Genomic DNA, 18262 nt, shown 5'->3' with positions numbered 1-18262 from the left:
AATTTTTCCTCCTTCAGCAAAACAAGGCCGGCCTGGACAACCGGACTTGTTTTGTTTTAAGGAGAGGGTAATCAGGCAGGAATGATTTGGCTGGCAGCCCGCCGCAGGCGGTCACGAATGGCAAGTCCCAGACCTTTTTCTCCAAAATCGGTGGTCAGGATGATGTCTACTCCCGCTTGTTCAAGGGTGCGCATTCCAGCAAATAAATTTCTTCCAATTTGGTCTAGATTCTCCCGTGAACCCAGTGAGATTATTTCTATTTGGGGGTAAGCGTTGAAAAAAAAGGCTTCTTCATCAACAGTAAGGATACCAATTCTCTTTTGATCCTCTTTTTGAACCTGACCAAGATACTCGATGATTTTTTTTATGGCGTTTTCTCGATTGCCGCTGACATTTTCGATGAGAATCAGGGTTGAATGCGGTGAATAGTGACGATCCAGCATACCTGGAGAGATCAGGTAACCTTCTGGTTCGCCGCTTTTATTTTTGGCTGCCAGATTGACTTTACCAATTAACTGTTCGATTTCTTCGCGAGAGATACCTCCCGGCCTGAGGATTACGGGAGGGTCTTTTGTCAAGTCCAGCACCGTGGATTCTAAACCGATGGGGCATTCACCGCCATCCAGAATCAGATCAATTCTGCCAGCCAGATCGGCAAAAACATGAGAAGCTTGAGTTGGGCTGGTATGTCCAAAGCGATTTGCGGAAGGTGCTGCGATTGGTAATTCGGCGACTGCCAGTAATGCCTGTGCAATTGGGTGAGAAGGCGCTCTCACAGCAACACTATTACCCCCAGCGGTAACATTGGGAGGAATGGCGGGGTTTCGCGGAAAAATTAAGGTCAGGGGACCAGGCCAAAAATGATGGACGAGCAGTTCAGTGTTTGGAGGGAGTGTGGTAGTTACCCTGTCAAGCCAGGATTTATTCAGGATGTGAACAATCAATGGATCGTTGGCGGGTCGTCCCTTGGCCAGGAAAATCCGCTGAACGGCTTGAGCATCCAGGGCGTTTCCGCCCAGTCCGTAAACCGTTTCGGTTGGGAATGCCACCAGTCCCCCGCTCCTGATCACTTCGGCAGCTTCTTGAATCAGGGACAATTCTGGTTTTTGAGGGTCGATTTTGAGAATTTCGGTCATATCGGACGAAACCTACTTAGATTTCCAGATTCCGCGGCGCAGGGAGATTGCTTCTTCTTGCGCTTGGATAAAAAGCTGCTTACAGGCACTATCCGGGGGATAATCTCTTTGACGGGCATAACCCAAACGCACCATTTCGTAGTTGATGAAGATATCTCCAACGAACACATAGCGCAGCAATCTTCCAAAACGGTCGGTTTCTGAAGTGTCGCGGTATAGTGTTACGGTTTGGTTTTCAACCATTTGCTGATTCAATTTCAAGGCTTCCTCGGCGATTTCGCTTTCCTCCGAATCTAATTCGGGGGCATTGATACCAATATATCGAACGCTGATTTTTTTATCATCCTGTTGAATTTTAATCGTATCACCATCAATCACAGACAAAACCCTGGCTGTTTGGGAATCTTGCGGTGAAGGCAGGCAATTAAATTGGGAGGACAAATCAATTTGTTGGGAATTTTCAAGGGATACCGCTTGATTGCAGGCGGAAGTTAACTGAAAAAGGATCCCAACGAAGAGGATAATAGAAAAAAAGGTTAAAATTTTTCTGCGAGGAGCAAGAACCATTGGCTTTTTGAAACGGACTTATCCTGAAATGAACGAAGTGGTATTATAAGCCAATATTATGAACTTTTGAATCAGGGCAGAGAAAATGACCACCAGAAATACCATTCAGAAAAAACTGTACCAGATTATTTTTGAGCATGATACCTGGGAAGGGCGGGCGTTTGATGTTCTTCTAATCGTCCTGATTCTGGCCAGCGTGGCAGCTGTTATGGCTGATAGTATGGTGGATATCTCTTTGCGCTATGGCCGTTACCTGTTTGTACTGGAATGGATGTTTACCATTTTATTCACGATTGAGTACTTATTGCGGCTTTACAGTTCGCCAAACCCTGCCTATTACGCACGTAGTTTTTACGGTTTGATTGATTTAATGGCTATCTTACCTACTTATGCCAGCCTGATGTTCCCGGAAAGTCGTTTTCTGATCGTAATTCGGATTTTACGAGTGATTCGTATCTTTAGAATTTTGAAATTGATGGAATACGTAGAAGAATTAGAGGTGCTGCGAAACGCATTTCAATCCAGCTGGCGGAGGATTTTGGTATTCCTCACAACGGTATTGACGATTGTGCTGATTGTTGGATCGTTGATATATCTGATTGAAGGGCCTGAGGCAGGGTATACCAGCATCCCCCGAAGTGTTTACTGGGCCATTGTAACGGTGACTACCGTAGGTTATGGAGATATTACCCCCTTAACACCGCCGGGACAAACACTGGCAGCGTTTTTGATGATCCTCGGTTATGGTTTGATAGCGGTGCCTTCGGGAATTGTGACGATTGAATTAGGGAAGGAAAAATCTCGCCGCTTGAGATTGAACCGGGTTTGCCCGAACTGTGACCATTATGGGCACGACCGAGATGCCCGCTTTTGTAAATACTGCGGTGCAGAACTGTGATGTATTACGGGGGCTGTAGCGTAGAAGATCATCCCGAAGAAATGATTTACCTGTAAAACTCTCATCTTGTCTCAGCATTTGATAGAATAGGATTATAGAATTCTAATCACGAAGGAGATGATGCCCAATGTTAGTCGGCGAGCGAATGTCAACCCCTGTATTGACTATTGAACCGGATGTGCCGGTTCAGGATGCACTGGCGCGCATGCGCAAAGATAAAGTGCGGCGCTATCCGGTGGTAGATAGGCGTGGAAAATTGATTGGGATTGTTACCAATAGTGACCTTATGAACGCTTCCCCTTCGGAAGCTACCACTTTGAGTGTTTGGGAAATCAATTACCTTCTCAGCAAGATTACTGTTGAGCGAGTGATGACAAAGAATGTGATCACAACGCAGGAGGATTGTCCCATCGAAGAGGCAGCGCGGATCATGGCGGATCATAAGATTGGCGGTCTTCCGGTTGTGCGCGGCGAGAGTCTGGTAGGGATTATTACCGAAACGGATTTGTTTAATATTTTGCTGGAGATGCTGGGGGCGCGAAAGGCGGGTGTTCGTTTGACGGTGGAACTGTTGGATCAACCCGGAAAACTTCACGAACTATCTGGAGTGATTTATAAATTGGGTGGAAATATCGTTGGTTTGGGCACAATGCTTGGTGAACGGGCTGAAACACAGACTGTGACCATCAAGGTGAAGGGGGTAACTCTGGAGGACCTGAAAAAAGCGGTAACTCCAATTGTTGAACGGGTCATTGATATACGCGAAACCAGTGTAGTTTAGATCTTCGGGTAGAGCGGGGTGCTTCAAGTTTTTCTGAAGCACCCTGTTTTTTTATCTCATTTCAGGCAAAACCCGATACCCACTTTGAGAAATTGGGTACTATTCAGGCATTCGTAATTTTTGTATAATATATATGGTACTTTTCATCAAATAAACTTGACAATAATTCTCAAATCAGGTTAGTCTTTGAGATCAGTACCGAAGGGAGAGCGCCATGTTCTATGTGATTGTGGCTTTGTGGGCATTGGGTTGTGTCGCATGCTGGTTGCTGAGACGAGTGCAGAAGAAGGTTCTGACCGTAACGTGCGTTGCGGTGCCGGCTGCCGGGGCTTTAATTTCCTGGATTTTGATGAAAAGCCATGTGAATGGGGCAGCGATTGCCACTCTCCTGCTCAGTATTTACTTGTTTATTGTGTTGATCTCGGCATTGATTACCTATCGCACCAATCAACACACAGCCAACCAGTGAAAGATGCTTTTGGATGATTGCCAGGTATTTCCTCCTGTGTCTTGAGAGGAAAGTAAGTTCATTGGATAGAATACCTGAAGAGGCTGATTCTCTGCAAGAAAACAGCCTCTTTTAATATTGAAATTCGTGCGGAAGCGAAAATGGGTTTAGCGTTTCCTTGCCGGATGATTTTCCCTAAACCGGATTCGTACTGCTTCACTTAATGGACAAAGAGAGTAAATAATTTATACGCAGTCATCACGACAATCAGACTCCCGAACATCCGTTTGAGGCGGGCATTCGGCACAAATGTGCTGGTGATTCGCGCACCAACAAACGACATTCCTGCACCAACAACCAGGAGAACAACCGTGAGGGTTGGGTCCCAGATGGCGGTTTTAAGATGAGGAATGAGTGCTGAAAAAGAAGGCGGTGTGACAGCAAAAGCATTGATTCCGGCGGCTTTCTTCGGTTCAAATCCGACAAGGATCAAAGTTGGAAGAAGCAGAAACCCAGGCCCTACACCAAGAAAGCCAGCAAGTACAGAAATCGGGATGGCAAGTATCACTGCCAGTTTGAAGTTCTGGTCACCTTCTGTGCGTTTTTGAATGGGCCGGAACAGGTTGAAAGCCAGGAAAATAACGGCTGCAAAATACAATATCAATATTGCGGTTTGCTGAATATACTGGGCAAGGAGAGAACCCAATGGCGCAGATACGGTGGTAACTGCGCCTAAAATGATGGCTTTGCGCCAGTCAATCAGACCACTGCGAGCAAAACCAAAGGCAGAGAAGAGCGCGGTCAACCCATTTAACAGGAGTGTTAATGGTTGAACCTGATGGACAATGTCGCTCATAAAAAAGGAAAAATACGGTAGGGCTGCAAATGCAACACCCAATCCAAGCATTCCACTGATCAAAGAAAGAACTGCCAGTCCGCCTACAATCCAGAATGCTGTGTCCATTCAAACCTCCGAGACGAAGTCTTGAAAAAAAGTTGAGCCGATTTATTGCTGACCGAGGATGTGGTGAGATCGGAACGCAATTCAGAAAAATCGAGCTCTTATTGAAAGTATTAAAATATATTCGATAATTTGAATGTTATTTTATCCCACAATCTGATTTCTTCAAGTGAGATTCGTCAACTCAAAAAATTACATTTGTAACTCAAATGGTGAAATTTCTGCATTATCGGCGGAAGAGCGAGTTGGGAATTTCTGGTAAAATGCAGGCTATAATATTTGGATGCGAATAAGGAGCAATGGATGAAAATCTACATCACCGGAATCAGCGGGTTTTTGAGTATTAATCTGGTGCGTTATCTTTTGAACAGGGGATACACGGATATTTCCGGAATTGATTTAGTGGATTTTACCTATCCCGAAAGAGATCAGATCAAATTCCTGCAAGGGGATATTCGCCGTCCGGAGGATGTGCGTAAAAGCATGGAAGGTGCGGATGTTGTCATCCATACCGCAGCAGCCTTACCGCTTTACACCCCAGAAGAAATCTATTCAACAGATGTGGAAGGTACCCGGATTGTATTGCAACAAGCGCAGAAATTTGGGGTAAAACGCTTTATTCACATATCCAGCACCGCGGTTTATGGGGTGCCGGATCATCATCCTTTATATGAAACCGATCCTTTAGTGGGGGTAGGACCTTATGGCAAGGCAAAAATTCAGGCTGAGGAAATCTGTCTGGAATTTCGTCAAAAAGGGATGTGTGTACCGATTTTACGTCCCAAGTCCTTCATCGGCCCGGAACGCCTGGGAGTGTTTGCCATATTCTATGAATGGGCAAGTGAGGGTAAAAATTTTCCCATGATTGGTTCGGGGAATAACCGTTACCAGTTGCTGGACGTTGAAGACCTGTGTGACGCAATTTATGCTTGTATGACTCTGGAAGAAGAACGGGTAAACGACACTTTTAACATCGGTGCAGCCGAATTTACAACCATGAAAGAAGATTATCAGGCGGTTCTGGATGAAGCCGGATATGGCAAACGGATCATTCCCTTCCCGGCTGGGCCAGTGGTGCTGGCATTGAAGGTATTGGAAGTTTTGAAGCTATCCCCTTTGTATCCCTGGATATATGAGACCGCCTCAAAAGATTCTTTTGTTTCGATTGATAAGGCTCAAAAAATATTGGGTTTCAATCCAAAATATTCCAATAAGGAAGCTTTGTTGCGGAATTACCGCTGGTATTTAGCAAATAAAGACACTTTCAAAGAGGGAGAAGCAGGGGTTACTCACCGGGTGCCCTGGAAGCAAAAAGCGCTCAAAGTTGCAAAAGTTTTCTTCTAAAATAAGCCTATCTTAAAACCCAAGAACGCTCTCGAATATGGAAAATCGAGAGCGTTCCTGTTTTAATGTTTTTACATACTATGCCGATTGAATCGGCTGATTTCGTTGTTTTGTAATGAAAGGGAAGGTAAGCAGAGCAAGGATTTCAAGGATCACAACCGCAATAAAGAGACCAGTTCTGCTTTGGTCATATAAAAGTCCCAATAAAGCTCCGCTGACAAACCAGGCAGCACCATAAAGGGTATTGAAGATGCCATAGGCGAAGGCTCGTTTTTCGCCCGGCACAATATCGGCGATGGCAGCGCGCATGATTGTTTCATGAACAGCCATGATGATGCCCCATAAAACAGCGGCGATGATAGCAATGCTATACTGGTTAGAAAAAGCGAGAAATGGCAGCGGCAGCGAGATCAACGGCACAATCATCAGCGAAGTCAACCCAATCTTATCGTAGGTTTTACCAATGATCAACGCTGCCAGGGCATCAACACCCATGGCAACAGCATAAAATACCGCAATTTGAGCGGCAGGAACAATTTTTTGGGTTACCCAGTGGTAAGAGATAATTTGAAAATTTGCAAAACCTGCCACACTCAGGAAGGTGAATGCGGAATAAAACCAGAAAACGCGAGGCAAAGGGGCGGATTTATTCGAATTGGTAGTAACCTCAGAGGAAGAACTTTTTTCCAATTCTTCTGGATTGGGAACACGTAACCTGGCCAGCAACAATGCCAGTAATGTGAGTAAGGCGGGAATCCACAGAATGCTGAATCCATCCCGATAGCTCTGGCGTTGGGCGAATACCACCGCAAAAATCAAAGGACCGATGAAAGCGCCAACCTGATCGAGTGCCTCATGAATTCCAAAACCCCACCCGCGTCCCACTTGATAACTGGCATGAGAAAGCATAGTGTCCTTTGCCGGCGATCGGACAGCTTTACCAATCCGTTCTAATATCAGAAAAACCGCAGCAATTTCCCAACGATTGGTGTAGGCCAGTAAAGGAATGCTGAGCAACAATCCATAGCCTAAAAAGGTGGCAACCCAATATGCCCGTGTACGGGAGGCAAGATAGCCGGAAACCAACCGCAATGCGTATCCTAAAAATTCTCCCAAACCGGAAACCAAACCAATTGCCGTTGCGCTGGCACCTAAAAAAGCCAGATACGCCCCGCTGACTCCGCGGCCGGTTTCGTATGTAATATCCCCCAAAGCACTCACTAAACCGAACAAGAGAATAAATTGCATGGCACGAGTGCGTGCTGGTTGATATTTCAATGATAAATTGCTGGCCATAAAGTCATTTCTCCTTTCGGAAATTTAACTTCCTGATCATAAGAATCAGGAAGGAGTAATAAAAAAAAGCCGCTGGGCGGCCTTTTCAAAGTATTCGTGGCGGGAGCGACGGGATTCGAACCCGCGGTCTCGGCCTTGACAGGGCCGCATGTTAACCACTACACCACGCCCCCACGAACGCGCCAATATTATCATAGAGTTCCCAAAGCGTCAAGCAAAATGACAATTTTTGCAGGCCGGTTTCAGGTAATCCGATCGGGTTGTTAGCCGGTAAAATGATCCCAATCATCAATACCTTCATTGTGATTTATTTTTTCAAGCATCATTTTTGCAAAAGAGCTCACCAGTCCAGATGGATGATGGGCCGCTTTTTTTATAATTTCTATTCGTTCGGGATGATCAATTTTTGCCAGTGCAATTAAGATTGCCCGCAGTAAATAATAATTTTCTCTTTCCTCTTCAAGAATCTTTTTGAATTCCGGCACAGCCTGTTGAATTTTAAGATTACCCAAAATTTGCGCCGCTATCATCCGTCGTTCTGGGATGGTATGGTGTAGGGCAGCAAGCAACTTATCTTTATAATCCTGGCGAGAAAATGACTCCAGCTCATAACCGCAATGAGGGCAGGTTTTTTCATTCTCATTAATGATTTGCCAGCAGTTGGGACAGTAGAAGGTTAGCATTTTTATAGTTGATTTTCAGGCGGATGAGTTCGGCTTGTTGATAGAATGGATGAGCGCGGTAGTTAATAGGGTAAGCGCATTAATCTCCATTTCTAATTTGCTTGCTGTATTTTCGGTCAATGGGCCATAACCGGATAATATTTTAGGGCGAGTATCCAGCAGACTGGCCCAACATAAACTCAGTTCTGAAGCCAAAATTCGACTGTTTTTTTCCTCCACTGCCTGAAGGTTAAACTGCACCTTTAACATATGAAGGCGATTCAAAAGTTCCAACACCTGTTTTTGAATATAAACAGTAGTCTCTTCTGGAACGTCGTTGACAGGTTGATAAAAGATACCAGGTTGTGGTTCGTTTTGCAATAAATTTAATATATGGCGAAGCAGTTTCTCAATGGTAACAAAAGAGGAGGTCAGGTACCTTTTTTGCGATTCATTCAAATTCAAATTGTCAAGCGTTTCTTCAATCGTATTCATTTTATCCTCAAAATAAAAACCTCTGATGATAAGCGGTTTATCATCAGAGGCTATCAGCCTTCCGGCGGTTTGGTCAGAACCCAGCGAGCCTCATCGCTTGATTATTTGAATTATACCATTACTCGAAGCCGTTTTTCCCTCTCAGTTATTGCCGAAGATCCAGTCTCCATTGCTTTGATTCCATTGCACAATTTCTTCTGGTTTGAACCATAAGTTGATCTCTGCAATGGCGTTTTCGACACTGTCTGAAGCATGGGTCAGGTTGCGCCCGACTTCCAGACCAAAATCATGGCGGATGGTGCCGGGGGCTGCTTCTGTTGGGCGGGTGGCTCCCATGGTTTGACGTACTGCGGCTACCGCCTGCGGGCCTTCCCATACCATTGCCATAACCGGTGCGGAGCAAATGTACCGTATCAGACCTTCGTAAAAAGATTTACCTTTGTGTACGGCATAATGCTGTTCAGCCAGTTCGGTGGATACCTGTAAGAATTTGGCAGCGACCAGTTTTAACCCACGCTGTTCAAGGCGCTTGATAATTTCTCCAATTAGACCTCTCTGTACAGCATCGGGTTTGGCAAGTACGAAAGTGCGTTCCACAATGTCCTCCAAAATGGGATAAATTCTTATCGCAGCAGTTCTTCTGCTTTGGTATAAGCTTCTAACGCTTCCTGCAAGCGGTTGCTGCGTAAGTAAGCATCGCCCAAAGTTTGCCAGATAGTGATGTCAATGGGGTAACGGTAAAGTGCATCCCGCAAATCATGAATTGTTTCTTCCAGATATTGCCCATCTTTTATCAATTGATTGTAAGCCTGCAACGCTTTTTCCAGATTGTGAGATTGAAGCGCTGATTGGGCAATCGTCAAAAGTTCAGCATGGCTTCCGGCTTCAATGGTTGCAGCCGGTGGCTGGGGCTCCTCAATTTCGAGAGAGGGTACTTCAGCGGTGGGTAATTCAAACTCCGGTACCCAATCTGAAGGCATCGCTTCCTGTTCTGTTTCAGGTTCCTGTTCCTCTAATCCTTTCAGCCAGGTCGGTGTTTCTGCTTCGATAGAGGGCGTTTCTTCCCGTGAAGTACCTAAAGCTTCAACTTCCTCTTCAACTGCCGGAGGAGCAGCTGCTTTGTGGTAAACGGGTTGGGTATCTTCAATGGTTTCTGGTTGTTGCTCAAAAAATTCCACACCCGGCTGAGTGATTTCCACTTCCGCAACCGTCTCATTATCTGCAATCGTGTTAATATTTTCTTCGGATTGCAATTCTTCTTTCACCCATTCCGGCAGCTCTTCCTGACGGTCTTCAGGTTTTGTCAACAGGGTTTCTTCAGCGGCACCTTGTCTGGCAGCCAGACTTTCCAGCCATGCAAAAGTTGAATCTTCATCCTCCAATTCCTCCGATGGGCTGGTCGGGAAGGGAGGTTTGGCAACAGCTTCTTCGCCAACTTCTTTAGGGAAAGCGAATTCCTCTGCCTCTTCAAATGTTTCAGCGGCGGTTTCGTCTTCCTGTAAAGATGTCATTAGCCAGTCGGGTAAAGGCTCTTCGGTCTGGGGTGTTTCGGATTGCTGAAATTCTGCTGTTTCCAATGGTTCAACCTGTTCAATTTGAATCAATTCAGATGCAGAATCTTGACCAAACTGTTCTACCTCTTCTTCCTTTGGCATCTCTGATGGCGGAGTTTCGGGCTGGATGACTGGCATGGACATCTCTTCGATTTCCGAACGATCTTCGGTGGTTGATTCTTCAACCAGAGATTGAATCCATTCGGGCGGGGTATCCTGCCGTTCCTCGGGTGAAGTCAGCAGTGTAGATTCATCGGCTCCCTGCCGGGCTGCTAAACTCTCCAGCCACGCCATGGTGGCATCCAAATCTTCAAGGTCTGGCAAAGTTTGTGATGTGCCAGGCTCAGGAGCAGTTGGCGAAGTTAACTCTTCTTCGGCTGATGTTTCCAACTCGGTTTCACCGAAGGATGGAATTTCTGCCGGGAAAGGTTCGGATTCAGCAGGAAGTTGTTCTTCTTCAAGGGTGGTTAAATCTTTGAGCCACTCAGGTTCATCTTCAAAGGTTGCAGCAATTCCAACTTCTTCTTTATCCGTGGTGGAGGTTGAGAAAGAAATTGCCGATTCATCAATTTCGGTTTGTTCAATTTCCTTGGCAGTAGACTGTTCTTCGGAAAGTTGGATTTCGTCGGTGAAGGGTGTTAAAGGAGTTCCTTCGCTCAATTTTGTTTCTTCAGAGGGAAGAATTTTCTCCAGCCAATCATTTTCTTCTTCATCCGCTGGCTGCTCCTCCGAAAGGGATTCTTCTGGGGCAATCTCTTGCAGCCATTCTGGAATCTCTCCCATCTCCAGACCTTCTTCGGGCAGATTAAAACCAGCCTCAACGGTTTCATCTACCTTATCGGCGGGTGTCCAGCCGGCTTCTCGCATCCACTCGGGGATGGTTTCTTCTTCAGGCTGATCAGTAATGATCGGAGCAGATGATTCAGGCGATTGCTCTTCAACCTGGGTTGTTGCTTCAGAGGTAAGGGGGGAAGAGGTAATCGAGTCTTGTGCTGCTTCAGCCGGTTTGATTTCGGAAAACCAATCCGGTAATGGCTCTTCGGATTCGGTTTTAAATTCTACGCCGGCTGTTAGAGCCCACTCTGGCGAGGTGGTTTCTTCCTCGATGTTTTCAATCTCTAATCGATCCAGAGTAACCGCATTGTCGGGTACTTCAATGCTGCTGATCGCATTGGGAGGAAGGTACGCCAGATAAGGATCCATTGCAAATACACGTTGCTGATAGATTTTTGCATCTTCCGCCCGTGAGGTTTGGAGAAGTGTTTCTGCCAGAATGCGATTGGCTTCAAAACAATAGGGAAGTTTGGAGATCAGACGGCTGCAAACCTCGATGGCTGCAACGGTTTGGCCGGAAAGAAAATACATGCGCGCAAGAATGACTTCCAGATCTACCCGCAACGGGTCTTCCGCTAACGCAGCACGGATTTCGGCAATGGCCTGCTGGTACAATTCGCCGCGGGCATACATGCGCACCAAGGCGCCGCGGGTCAATCGGATTTTGGGAGGTTCAACCCCATCTCGCCGTCCGTACAAACGGCGGAGTTCGTCCTGAACGGCTGTGTTGGAGGGTTGGGCTTCAAAGGCTTTTTCCATGTGCCAGATCGCAGCATCCAGATTGCCTTCATCCTCGCGGATGATGCTCATCCCGATTTGTGAAATGAAGTCATCCGGCACCGCAGAGAGAATTCGTTGAAGCACATCGGCTGCTTCGGCATAGCGCTGCGACTCAAGATAGGCTTTTCCTAGAAGGCGGTAGGTGTCTATGTGTTTAGGATAATATTTGAGAATGTGACGACAATGAGCAATGGCAGTGTTTGATTCACCGCGGTCGATCATTGCCTCAATTTCACGGTTATAAGCTCGTAAAGGTATTTTAGCCATAAACCACCTCCCAATGGTTAGTATGCCCCAAGTTTTAGGATTATGCAAGTCATTTGAAAGACGAGGTGGAATAAAAGAAACCGCTCGGCATTTCCGCAGCGGTTTCCAGTTGTACTTGCCGGTAATTCTTTATTCGCCCAGATAATCGCGCAACTTGCGTCGAATGGTGGGATGGCGCAAGCGGCTGAGTGCCTGAGCTTCGATTTGTCTGACCCGTTCACGGGTGACACCCATTTTTCTGCCAACCTCTTCCAGGGTGTAAGCCTGTCCATCCAGTAAGCCATAGCGGAGTTGCAGAATACGCACTTCGCGGGGTGGGAGAGTGTTGAGCACCTCCTCCAGATGTTCGCGTAACAAGTTGTAGGTGGCGGTATCATCCGGCGGCGGTGCTTCATCATCTTCAATGAAATCTCCCAGGACAGAATCTTCCTCATCGTCGGTCGGGGTTTCCAAAGAAAGGGGGCGGCGCGCCACCTGAATCATGTTTTCTACTTTCTTTGGCGGTACATCCAGGGCGATGGCCAGTTCGTCCACGGAGGGTTCTCTGCCAAGACGCTGAGTGAGTTGATGTTGGATACGCAACAATTTGTTGATTTGGTCACCCATGTGAACCGGCACACGAATGGTGCGTCCCTGATCGGCAATGGCACGCGTAACCGCCTGACGAATCCACCAGGTAGCATAAGTGCTGAATTTGTGACCCCGGCGATAGTCAAATTTTTTGGTTGCGCGGATTAAGCCGATGTTACCTTCCTGAATCAGGTCAAGAAAAGGTACACCACGTCCCATGTATTTTTTGGCGACGCTGATGACGAGGCGGGAATTGGCGGTGATCAGATGTTCGCGGGCTGCCCAGCCGTCTTCGATTAACTTGCGCAATTCGTGGCGGCGGCGGTTGCCGACATTGCCCCGCGCCAGTTCCTCACGGGCCAGTCGGCCTCGTTCGATGCGCTGAGCCAGTTCGACTTCTTCTTCTGCGGTCAGCAATGGGACACGGCTGACCTCTTTCAGATACAGACCAATTGTATCGTCGGTATCAATGTTTTGAAGATCATCAAAGATGATTTCGCTCGCGGCTTCTTCCGGTTCTTCGATCTCCTCATCCAATGCCAGTTCATCTTCCGCAGGTTCGGGGATTAGCGATTCATCTTCGATGTAAGGAATGCCCGCGCTCATTAAGGCAGCAAAAGCCTCCTCCAGTTGCTCGACATCTTGCTCGGCTTCCGGGAAGAAGTGAAGAATGTCGTCAATCGTGACGTAGGACTTTTGCCGGCCTAACTCAATTAAGCGAGCAATGGCTGGATATTCGTCTTCTTCTTCGTCAACAACATTAATCAGCGGATTGTCCATACGTTTCACAAACTTCCTTTTTTGAGAAAAGTATCTCAGTATTCGTTCTAATTTTGCCTTTTTATCCAGCATTTTGCCTGCTCGTGTATTCTATTTATTCAGAATACACTCTTTTTTAAGGAAAATCAATACCTTGTATTGCCTGGTGCTGTGGGCAGCAGATCAAACTGCTGGATTCTTTACTCTTTGTCACCCTGACAAACAAACGAGCGGTTAAATTTACCCCGCCCGCCGCAGTTGGTGGTTTCCATGAATGTGGCAATAAACAGCCGCATAACACTATATAACAAACTGAAAAGAAATTCAATAGGTTTTTGAAATTCTAATGAAACATTAATCCAAAAAAGCCCGAGGAAAATACAAAATTTTTCAAAAAAACCTAATGTTTGTCCTGAAAACGGATGATTAATTTTGATTGACATTTATTTTGGTTGTTATACAATGATTTAGTGCGTCTCGATGCAATTCAGACGCATTCATGGGTTAATCACCCCAAATCCCCTTACTAACCTGGAGGCAATATGGATATTTTAGGTCTTTCCAGGCACGGTCTGCAGACACCATTCGAGCAGATAGCCGTGCTCAGCGTTCTGGTTGTTGCGCTGCTTAGCCTGTTATATGCCTGGTTGCTGCGTAACAACGTTTTACAAAAGGATAAAGGCACTGAAAAGATGCAAGAAGTTTGGGAGGCCATTCGACAAGGCGCGGATGGTTACCTTCAAAGACAGCTGAAGACCATTCTGCCTGCAATTGCTTTATTAACCATTGCCTTGTTCCTGAGTGTGGCGGTTGTTGAACCAAGCCTTGAAGCCCAAGAAGAGTTTGGCCATCTGGGAGCCACCAATGTCACACTAATTGTGGCTTTTGGAAGAACGATTGCGTTCATTATGGGGGCTTCCTTTTCTCTCATCGTTGGGCAACTGGGAATGCGTATGGCGATTCAGGCCAGTGTACGGGCTGCCTCTGCTGCACGACGGTCCTTCAATGAGTCATTGTCCATTGCCTATTATGCAGGCACAATCACCGGCATGTTAACCGATGGTTTAGGGTTGATGGGGGGCACTTTGATCTTTATCATCTTTGGGCGGGCAGCACCAGACGCTTTACTCGGCTTTGGTTTTGGCGGTACCCTGCTGGCTCTCTTCATGCGGGTTGGCGGTGGTATTTACACCAAAGCGGCTGATGTCGGAGCGGACCTGGTGGGTAAAGTCGAAAAAGATATTCCTGAAGATGATCCCCGCAATGCTGCTGTCGTGGCCGATCTGGTTGGAGATAACGTGGGTGACTGCGCCGGTATGGCGGCAGACATTTTTGAGAGTTATGAAGTCACAATTGTCTCTGCTTTGATTTTGGGGTTGGTGCTCTATCAGGCAACCGGACAAATTCACTATATTGTGTATCCACTGGTCATCCGGGCAATTGGCGTGATCAGCTCAATTATCGGCACTTTCACCGTTCCGATTTGGGAGCGATTCCCGATCAAATTCCTGCGGGCACACGACGCTGAAGAGGCAATGTTCCGCTCTTATGAAGTTTCCAGCGTCAATACGGTGATATTTTCCTTTTTGCTGGCGATTTTATATGCCGGAGACTGGCGTCTTGGTTTGTTAACAACGATTGGGGTTGGGTTGGCGGTTGCATTCAATCCGCTTACGTCCTACTTTACCGCAACCCGCAAAGCACCAGTGCAAGAAATCGTTAAATCTACCCGTACCGGTCCAGCAACAACCATTCTCTCCGGTCTTTCGGTTGGAATGGAATCGAGTGTGTGGGCGCTGGTAGTGATTGCCATTTCATTTACACTGGCTAAGTTAATCTATCAGGCTGATGGAGCCAATTTTGTGCTTTATGCTGTTGCGATGATTGGTATTGGGATGCTCAGCCATACCGGTAATAATGTGGCAATGGATTCTTACGGCCCGATCTCCGATAATGCCAACGGTATTGCTGAAATGGCCTGGCATGATTTGGATGATCCCGAAACACTTAAAGCCCGGCAGATTATGGCCGATCTGGATGCGGTTGGCAACACTACCAAAGCAATTACCAAAGGTATAGCAATTGCCTCGGCTGTAATTGCGGCAGTGAGTCTGTTTGCTTCTTACATTACCGATGTGAACCGTGCAAAAAGCGGTGTGATGGAAGCCATCCGCATCTCTGATACCACCGTATTCATTGGATTTCTGTTGGGGGGTGCTTTGCCATGGCTATTCAGTTCTCTTTCCATCCGTGCCGTGTCACGGGCTGCCAGCGAGATTGTAGAAGAGGTGCGTAAACAATTCCGCGTACCGGGGATCATGGAAGGGACTGTCAAACCGGATTATGCCAGGGTGGTGTCCATTTCAACTCGGTCGGCTCAAAAGGAATTGATTCCGCTGGCGGTTATCTCAATCACCATGCCGCTGCTGGTTGGGCTGGTATTGCAGGTTGAAGCCTTGGGTGGTTATCTGGCTGGGGTTATTTTAAGTGGTCAACTGCTGGCCGTGTTTATGGCCAATTCCGGCGGTGCATGGGATAACGCCAAAAAGGCCATTGAAGATGAACCACGTAATTTGGAGATGAATACCGGCAAAGGATCAGAACGTCATAAAGCCGGGGTGGTTGGTGATACAGTTGGCGACCCCCTGAAAGACACTGCCGGCCCGGCCCTCAACCCAATGATTAAAGTGGTCAATCTGGTTTCTCTGCTGGCTGCACCGATCATCGTAAACTTTCAGCTGAATTCCTTTGTTGGAATTGTCGTGGTGCTGATCCTGTTTGCCGGCTTTGTTTGGGCGATTTTCCAGAGTAAGCGGCCAGTTCCCGATGTAGATAAACCCATTTAGGTCTGATAAGGCGAAGAAGAGGACGGGGATTAATCCCCGTCCTCTTCTTTTAAGAAGTTGACGGTTTCATTGAAATCATCGGGATAGGGTGCGGTAATTGCAAAAGGACGCAGAGAAATTGGATGGAGAAATTCCATCCTCCAGCAATGCAAGGCAAGGCGACGGATCGGCAGAACGAGAGACTTGCGCTGATATTCTTCGGGTAAGGATGGATGCGCATCCGAAGAGTCAGGGGGACGATTCCAGGGAAAGTAAAGGTTATCGTGCAGCAGCCAGCAACCGACGGCAGAGAGATGGGCGCGAATCTGGTGGGTATAGCCGGTGAGGGGCTGCGCTTCAATGAGTAAAATGCCATTCATCAATGATTGAATCCAATGGATATGAGTAATGGCCGGTTTACCGTGGCGGAAATCAATCACTGTTCTGTGAGAACGATCTCCATCTACTCGTAAAGGGTAATTGATTTCGAAGGGGGCAGTTGCTGGAGACCCGATTGCCAGTAAATGATAAACCTTCTTAATTTGGCGATTTTGAAATTGCAGGCTTAAAAGACGGTGAGTATTGGCGTCTCGGGCAAAAAATACTGCGCCGCTGGTTTGACGATCCAGGCGGTGAACTACCCATAATCTTCCATAACGCTCCATCAAAACATGATGCAAATCCGGTAAATCCTTTTGATAACCATCAGGGATGGTTCGCAATCCGGCTGGTTTGTTGACTACCAACAGGTGATTATCCATATGGAGAAGGAAAATCTCATCATTATTCAAAGGCATATTATTCCAATGGAAGTTTAGAACCGGAAAAGGACAGACTCCATGCAGGCATGAGTATAATTTGCTTAGAATTATCTTACCATTTTTATGGAGGGTTGCCATGCACATTGTGCTTGTTCATATTCATGTAAAGCCGGAATTTCGAGAGGTTTTCATTGAAGCCACTTTGGAAAATGCCAGAAACAGCATTCATGAAGAGGGTATCGCTCGTTTTGATTTCTTGCAGAACAAAGAAGACCCCAATCGCTTTACGCTGATTGAAGTCTATCGAGGTGAGGCCGATCAAGAAAAACACCGCAAGACGGCACATTACTTAAAGTGGCGGGAATCGGTGGCGGAAATGATGGCAGAACCTCGCCAGGGGGTTCGGTACATCAATTTATTTCCTGAGGAGGAAGCGTGGTAGCCGAGAATTTATCCTTTGATTTCCAAACCGCTCAGCGCATTATTTTTGGAAGCGGTTCGGCCAATCAACTTGGTCAATTAGTGGCTGGGATGGGCAAGCGGGCGTTTTGGATTACCATCCATCGGCGAGCGTTTCATGAAGGGTTGGAAAAGGGATTAATCAGTGCCGGCATCCAGTATCAGACAACGGTTATTCATGGCGAACCGAAACTGGATCAAATTCTTGAATTGGTTAACCGGGTTAAAAAGTATCAGCCTGATCTGGTGATTGCCACCGGCGGCGGGAGTGTGATGGATTGCGCCAAAGCGGTTGCTGCACTGGCTGTTAACCCGGGTGATCCATTGGATTATCTTGAAGTTGTGGGCCGGGGGAAAGCTTTGCAGGTGAATCCGTTGCCGGTTGTCGCTGTTCCAACAACCGCCGGTACCGGCAGTGAAGTTACCCGTAATGCAGTGATTTCCCTTCCTCAGCATGGAATCAAAGTCAGCCTGCGCAGCCCCAAGATGCTGCCTGCCCTGGCATTGGTTGATCCGATCCTCACGATGGGACTATCCCCTGCAGTCACTGCCACCACCGGTATGGATGCTCTCACTCAGGTGATTGAACCGTATGTATCGAACAGGGCAAATGCTTTTACCGACTTGTTTTGTGAGACGGGGATTCGAAAAATTGCTCGTTCGTTGCGAAAAGCATATCATCACGGGAATGATCTCCCGGCGAGGGAGGAGATGGCTTTTGGGAGTTTAATGGGTGGTTTAGCGCTTGCCAATGCGGGATTGGGAGCTGTGCATGGATTTGCTGCACCGCTGGGTGGATTGTTTGAAGCGCCGCATGGGGCGATTTGTGCCCGCTTGCTTCCGGTGGTGTGTCGCGTCAATATTGA

The 18262-nt window shown here is 47.0% G+C and carries 17 protein-coding genes, 1 tRNA gene and 1 riboswitch; of the genes, 7 read left to right on the top strand and 11 right to left on the bottom strand.

Annotation, left to right across the window (positions count from 1 at the left end; translation table 11 throughout):
• Positions 1–71 precede the first annotated feature (71 nt).
• Positions 72–1136, bottom strand: a complete 1065-nt coding sequence (locus VAE48_RS08260) for an L-threonylcarbamoyladenylate synthase (protein WP_322792847.1) — start codon at positions 1134–1136, stop codon at positions 72–74.
• Positions 1137–1148: 12 nt separating this feature from the next.
• On the bottom strand, positions 1149–1514 hold the full coding sequence (locus VAE48_RS08255; RefSeq protein ID WP_322792848.1) for a thermonuclease family protein: 366 nt from the start codon (positions 1512–1514) through the stop codon (positions 1149–1151).
• Positions 1515–1788: 274 nt separating this feature from the next.
• On the opposite strand from VAE48_RS08255, the gene VAE48_RS08250 reads away from it, so the two are divergent.
• The 3 genes from VAE48_RS08250 to VAE48_RS08240 all read left to right on the top strand — a co-directional run bounded on the left by VAE48_RS08250 (position 1789) and on the right by VAE48_RS08240 (position 3851).
• Positions 1789–2601 (top strand): ion transporter, encoded by an 813-nt coding sequence (locus VAE48_RS08250; RefSeq protein WP_322792846.1) that lies wholly within the window; start codon positions 1789–1791, stop codon positions 2599–2601.
• 127 nt (positions 2602–2728) lie between these two features.
• Positions 2729–3382, top strand: a complete 654-nt coding sequence (locus tag VAE48_RS08245; protein WP_322792845.1) for a CBS and ACT domain-containing protein — start codon at positions 2729–2731, stop codon at positions 3380–3382.
• A gap of 214 nt (positions 3383–3596) precedes the next feature.
• Entirely contained in the window at positions 3597–3851 is a 255-nt protein-coding gene (locus VAE48_RS08240) for a hypothetical protein (RefSeq protein WP_322792844.1), read from the top strand.
• Between the two features lie 199 nt (positions 3852–4050).
• On the opposite strand, the gene VAE48_RS08235 is transcribed toward VAE48_RS08240, so the two are convergent.
• Positions 4051–4794 carry a sulfite exporter TauE/SafE family protein gene (locus VAE48_RS08235; RefSeq protein ID WP_322792843.1) on the bottom strand — a complete coding sequence of 248 codons (744 nt, stop codon included), beginning with the start codon at positions 4792–4794 and terminating at the stop codon, positions 4051–4053.
• 300 nt (positions 4795–5094) lie between these two features.
• Between VAE48_RS08235 and VAE48_RS08230 the strand changes: the two genes are divergently transcribed.
• Positions 5095–6135, top strand: coding sequence for an NAD-dependent epimerase/dehydratase family protein (locus tag VAE48_RS08230; RefSeq protein WP_322792842.1), 1041 nt, complete (start codon positions 5095–5097; stop codon positions 6133–6135).
• A 78-nt stretch (positions 6136–6213) separates the two neighbouring features.
• On the opposite strand, the gene VAE48_RS08225 is transcribed toward VAE48_RS08230, so the two are convergent.
• The 7 genes from VAE48_RS08225 to VAE48_RS08195 all read right to left on the bottom strand — a co-directional run bounded on the left by VAE48_RS08225 (position 6214) and on the right by VAE48_RS08195 (position 13372).
• Positions 6214–7431 (bottom strand): MFS transporter, encoded by a 1218-nt coding sequence (locus VAE48_RS08225; RefSeq protein WP_322792841.1) that lies wholly within the window; start codon positions 7429–7431, stop codon positions 6214–6216.
• Positions 7432–7528: 97 nt separating this feature from the next.
• A tRNA-Asp gene (locus tag VAE48_RS08220) sits at positions 7529–7604 on the bottom strand.
• 90 nt (positions 7605–7694) lie between these two features.
• The gene (locus VAE48_RS08215) at positions 7695–8114 is read right to left on the bottom strand and encodes a HEAT repeat domain-containing protein (RefSeq protein ID WP_322792840.1); all 420 of its coding nucleotides are present in this window, start codon (positions 8112–8114) and stop codon (positions 7695–7697) included.
• 15 nt (positions 8115–8129) lie between these two features.
• Positions 8130–8588, bottom strand: a complete 459-nt coding sequence (locus VAE48_RS08210) for a hypothetical protein (protein WP_322792839.1) — start codon at positions 8586–8588, stop codon at positions 8130–8132.
• A gap of 37 nt (positions 8589–8625) precedes the next feature.
• Positions 8626–8695: riboswitch (Fluoride riboswitch) on the bottom strand.
• Positions 8696–8729: 34 nt separating this feature from the next.
• Positions 8730–9185: a nucleoside-diphosphate kinase gene (gene ndk, locus VAE48_RS08205; RefSeq protein WP_322792838.1), complete on the bottom strand. Its 456-nt coding sequence runs from the start codon at positions 9183–9185 to the stop codon at positions 8730–8732.
• 26 nt (positions 9186–9211) lie between these two features.
• On the bottom strand, positions 9212–12022 hold the full coding sequence (locus VAE48_RS08200) for a tetratricopeptide repeat protein (protein WP_322792837.1): 2811 nt from the start codon (positions 12020–12022) through the stop codon (positions 9212–9214).
• 129 nt (positions 12023–12151) lie between these two features.
• Positions 12152–13372 (bottom strand): sigma-70 family RNA polymerase sigma factor, encoded by a 1221-nt coding sequence (locus tag VAE48_RS08195; protein WP_322792836.1) that lies wholly within the window; start codon positions 13370–13372, stop codon positions 12152–12154.
• Positions 13373–13893: 521 nt separating this feature from the next.
• Between VAE48_RS08195 and VAE48_RS08190 the strand changes: the two genes are divergently transcribed.
• Positions 13894–16197: a sodium-translocating pyrophosphatase gene (locus tag VAE48_RS08190; RefSeq protein ID WP_322792835.1), complete on the top strand. Its 2304-nt coding sequence runs from the start codon at positions 13894–13896 to the stop codon at positions 16195–16197.
• Positions 16198–16226: 29 nt separating this feature from the next.
• On the opposite strand, the gene VAE48_RS08185 is transcribed toward VAE48_RS08190, so the two are convergent.
• On the bottom strand, positions 16227–16937 hold the full coding sequence (locus tag VAE48_RS08185; protein ID WP_322792834.1) for an RluA family pseudouridine synthase: 711 nt from the start codon (positions 16935–16937) through the stop codon (positions 16227–16229).
• 136 nt (positions 16938–17073) lie between these two features.
• On the opposite strand from VAE48_RS08185, the gene VAE48_RS08180 reads away from it, so the two are divergent.
• Both VAE48_RS08180 and VAE48_RS08175 read left to right on the top strand, forming a co-directional pair.
• A complete protein-coding gene (locus VAE48_RS08180) occupies positions 17074–17379 on the top strand; it encodes a putative quinol monooxygenase (RefSeq protein ID WP_322792833.1) in 306 nt (101 codons plus the stop codon).
• Positions 17373–18262, top strand: an 890-nt coding sequence (locus VAE48_RS08175; RefSeq protein WP_322792832.1) for an iron-containing alcohol dehydrogenase, incomplete at its 3' end; no start/stop codon positions are given. The genes VAE48_RS08180 and VAE48_RS08175, both read left to right, overlap by 7 nt.

The sequence above is a fragment of the Bellilinea sp. genome, assembly GCF_034432615.1.
In the GTDB taxonomy this organism is placed as follows: Bacteria; Chloroflexota; Anaerolineae; order Anaerolineales; family Anaerolineaceae; genus Bellilinea.
This window is presented reverse-complemented; position numbering and strand designations above follow the sequence as displayed.

What these genes read in the sequence shown, in the direction of transcription:
- VAE48_RS08260 (WP_322792847.1), bottom strand. Translation starts at nt 1,136, where the DNA reads ATGACCGAAATTCTCAAAATCGACCCTCAAAAACCAGAATTGTCCCTG.
- VAE48_RS08250 (WP_322792846.1), top strand. Translation starts at nt 1,789, where the DNA reads ATGACCACCAGAAATACCATTCAGAAAAAACTGTACCAGATTATTTTT.
- VAE48_RS08245 (WP_322792845.1), top strand. Translation starts at nt 2,729, where the DNA reads ATGTTAGTCGGCGAGCGAATGTCAACCCCTGTATTGACTATTGAACCG.
- VAE48_RS08240 (WP_322792844.1), top strand. Translation starts at nt 3,597, where the DNA reads ATGTTCTATGTGATTGTGGCTTTGTGGGCATTGGGTTGTGTCGCATGC.
- VAE48_RS08235 (WP_322792843.1), bottom strand. Translation starts at nt 4,794, where the DNA reads ATGGACACAGCATTCTGGATTGTAGGCGGACTGGCAGTTCTTTCTTTG.
- VAE48_RS08230 (WP_322792842.1), top strand. Translation starts at nt 5,095, where the DNA reads ATGAAAATCTACATCACCGGAATCAGCGGGTTTTTGAGTATTAATCTG.
- VAE48_RS08225 (WP_322792841.1), bottom strand. Translation starts at nt 7,431, where the DNA reads ATGGCCAGCAATTTATCATTGAAATATCAACCAGCACGCACTCGTGCC.
- VAE48_RS08215 (WP_322792840.1), bottom strand. Translation starts at nt 8,114, where the DNA reads ATGCTAACCTTCTACTGTCCCAACTGCTGGCAAATCATTAATGAGAAT.
- VAE48_RS08210 (WP_322792839.1), bottom strand. Translation starts at nt 8,588, where the DNA reads ATGAATACGATTGAAGAAACGCTTGACAATTTGAATTTGAATGAATCG.
- VAE48_RS08200 (WP_322792837.1), bottom strand. Translation starts at nt 12,022, where the DNA reads ATGGCTAAAATACCTTTACGAGCTTATAACCGTGAAATTGAGGCAATG.
- VAE48_RS08195 (WP_322792836.1), bottom strand. Translation starts at nt 13,372, where the DNA reads ATGGACAATCCGCTGATTAATGTTGTTGACGAAGAAGAAGACGAATAT.
- VAE48_RS08190 (WP_322792835.1), top strand. Translation starts at nt 13,894, where the DNA reads ATGGATATTTTAGGTCTTTCCAGGCACGGTCTGCAGACACCATTCGAG.
- VAE48_RS08185 (WP_322792834.1), bottom strand. Translation starts at nt 16,937, where the DNA reads ATGGATAATCACCTGTTGGTAGTCAACAAACCAGCCGGATTGCGAACC.
- VAE48_RS08180 (WP_322792833.1), top strand. Translation starts at nt 17,074, where the DNA reads ATGCACATTGTGCTTGTTCATATTCATGTAAAGCCGGAATTTCGAGAG.